This window comes from Arsenophonus sp. ENCA (assembly GCF_002287155.1).
Classification (GTDB): Bacteria; Pseudomonadota; Gammaproteobacteria; order Enterobacterales; family Enterobacteriaceae; genus Arsenophonus; species Arsenophonus nilaparvatae.
Window position 1 is genome coordinate 1 of the sequence record NZ_NHNG01000327.1, and the last position, 2,548, is coordinate 2,548.

Annotated in this window: 2 protein-coding genes and 2 pseudogenes; all 4 read left to right on the plus strand. The window is 58.3% G+C overall.

What is annotated here, in order from left to right:
- Window positions 1–971, plus strand: a pseudogene (locus tag CBG25_RS08710) (DUF935 family protein); the annotation flags it as partial.
- Window positions 972–1,085: 114 nt separating this feature from the next.
- Window positions 1,086–1,319 (plus strand): annotated as a pseudogene (locus tag CBG25_RS08715) (DUF935 family protein); the annotation flags it as partial.
- The gene (locus tag CBG25_RS08720; protein WP_290606064.1) at window positions 1,312–2,145 is read left to right on the plus strand and encodes a phage minor head protein; all 834 of its coding nucleotides are present in this window, start codon (window positions 1,312–1,314) and stop codon (window positions 2,143–2,145) included. The pseudogene CBG25_RS08715 and the gene CBG25_RS08720, both read left to right, overlap by 8 nt.
- Window positions 2,142–2,548: phage virion morphogenesis protein (locus tag CBG25_RS08725; protein WP_290606066.1), on the plus strand; the 407-nt coding region annotated here is incomplete at its 3' end. The genes CBG25_RS08720 and CBG25_RS08725, both read left to right, overlap by 4 nt.

Here is a 2,548-nt window from a genome sequence, read left to right on the forward strand (position 1 = left end):
TGCGCTTTATGGAACAGACCCTGGCACAGGGGGACATGAACCGTAGCATCGGTGAGCTGCTGGATGCGGCCTTTTTTGGCTATCAACCCGCCGAACTGACCTGGGTCAAAGACGGACGACATCTGGTGGTCACCGATGTGGTGGGCAAGCCGCCGGAGTGGTTTACCTTTGATACCGAGAATCGCCTGCGCTTTCAGGCCCAGCAGTCCGGCGTGGCGGGCGAGTTATTGCCGCCGCGCAAATTTGTGGTGGCCACCCAAGACGCTACCTTTGATAACCCTTACGGCTTTGCTGACCTGTCACTGTGCTTCTGGCCGGTGACGTTCAAGAAAGCCGGCTGGTCGTTCTGGATGCGCTTTAGTGAGAAATACGGCACCCCCTGGGTGGTTGGGCGTCATCCACGCAGCCAGGACCAGGCGCATATCACCCCACTGCTGCACTCGCTSGAGCAGATGGTGCAGGATGCGGTGGCGGTTATCCCCGATGACAGCAGCATTGAATTCAAGGAGCCGGCYACYAARGGYGCGTCGAGCAGTCTGTATAAAGACCTGATTGAGATGGCYCGCAGTGAAATYACCATTGCGCTGCTGGGCCARAACCAGACCACGGAAGCCGAAACCAATCACGCYTCSGCCCAGGCCGGGCTGGAAGTSGCCGCCGATATCCGCGAYGGCGATGCGGTGATGGTGATGAGTGCGGTGAATCAGATACTCCGCTGGCTGGTTGARCTGAACTTTGGTGATGTGCCGGTGCCGACGTGGCGACTGTGGGAGCAGGAGACCATTGATGAGGYSCAGGCCAARCGTGACCWGAGTCTGGCGCAAACSGCSGGYTTTTTCAGYGCGCARTACTATCAGCGTGMATATGGCCTGCAACCSGGSGATTTGCTGATGGAAAGTGCGCCACACGCCACCTCTYCCGCCGCWCCSSCGCTRACCTTKNGSCKRKSRCRAAASRRRKAYTTACAATAAAAATAATTTAATTTTTTCTTTAAAATCAAAATATTGAAATCATTAAAAACATGATACTACCTCTTTTGCGACAGCCTCACCTTTGCCGAGGACGAAACCGACACCGCATCCGATGCCCAGGCGCAACTTGACCGCGCCCTGGACAGCCTGATGAAAAACGGTACCTTGGACCAGACCCTGCAACCGCTGCTCACCCCGTTATTTGACGCGGTAAAATCCGGAATTGCTCCCAGCGAGCTGAGGGGGAAACTGGCCGCACTTTACCCCGAGATGCCCGCGGACGCGCTACAGGAAACCCTGGCCCGGGTGATGTTTGTTGCCAATGTCTGGGGGCGGTTACATGCCTAGACTCCACGATAACGAACTGACGGCGCTGTTTAGCCTGCCGCCCAAATGGGTCATCGCTTACCTGAAAGCCAAAGGTTTTACCTTTTCCTGGGACTGGCAGGATGTCTGGCAAACCGCCCATGCGCAGAGTGCGACGGTGGCCAAGGTGACACGACTGGATATCCTGCAGGACATTTATCAGGCGCTGGAAACTGCGCTAGCTGAGGGGCAAACCGGGCAATGGTTTGCCAAGGAATTAACCCCGGTACTGCAGGCCAAGGGATGGTGGGGGCAACAGGAGACCACCGACCCGGTCAGCGGTGAGCCGGTCACCGTACAACTGGGGAGCCCACAGCGACTGGAGACGATTTACCGCACCAATCTGACCACCCTGTACAACGCCGGACGCTGGGCGGAAATGCGGGAGAATGTCGCGGCGCGCCCCTACTGGATGTATGTGGCAATACGGGATAACCGTACCCGCAAAAGCCATCTGGCGCTGCATGGCCGGGTATTTCATGCCGATGACCCGGTATGGCGCGCGCTCTATCCGCCCAATGGCTGGCGTTGTCGCTGTAGCGTGATTGCCCTGTCCGCGCGTGACGTGAAGGCGCGCGGGCTCACGGTGGAAACGTCCGGCGACCGCCTGCGCTGGTCATTACAGGTTGTCTCACGCAAAACCGGCGAAATGCAGCCGGTCGCCCAGCTCACACTCGACCCGCATACCGTGTTTTCCCCGGATATCGGCTGGTCGTATAATCCCGGTGAAGGCTATCGACCGGACTTAAGTCGCTATCAGGGGCCGTTACACCCCTTGGCCGTTAACACCCTGGGGAGACCGGAATGACCGCTACTATTCTGTCGGTTGAGATCACCGATAACGACATTAAACAGGCACTGAAGCAACTGGAGAAAGCGGCTTACGACCTGACCCCGCTGATGCGACGCTGGTCTGAAACGCTGAAAACGGCGACCGACCTTAATTTTGAAGAACAGGGGCGGCCACGCTGGCAACCGTCGGTCGCGGCACTCACCCGCCAGGGTATGACGCTCTCCCGGGACGGGCATTTACGCCGCAGCGTGACACCGGAATATGATGCGCATCAGGCGAGTGTCGGCACCCATCGCGTTTATGCCCGCATTCATCAACGGGGCGGTAAGGCTGGAAGGGGTAACTCGGTGACACTCCCCCCGCGTCCGTATCTGCCGGTCTCCGAAGCGGGACAGTTAGACGCTGAGGTTAAACGCCA

Coding starts and splice junctions, on each gene's coding strand:
- CBG25_RS08720 (WP_290606064.1), top strand. CDS start 1,312: ATGCCTAGACTCCACGATAACGAACTGACGGCGCTGTTTAGCCTGCCG.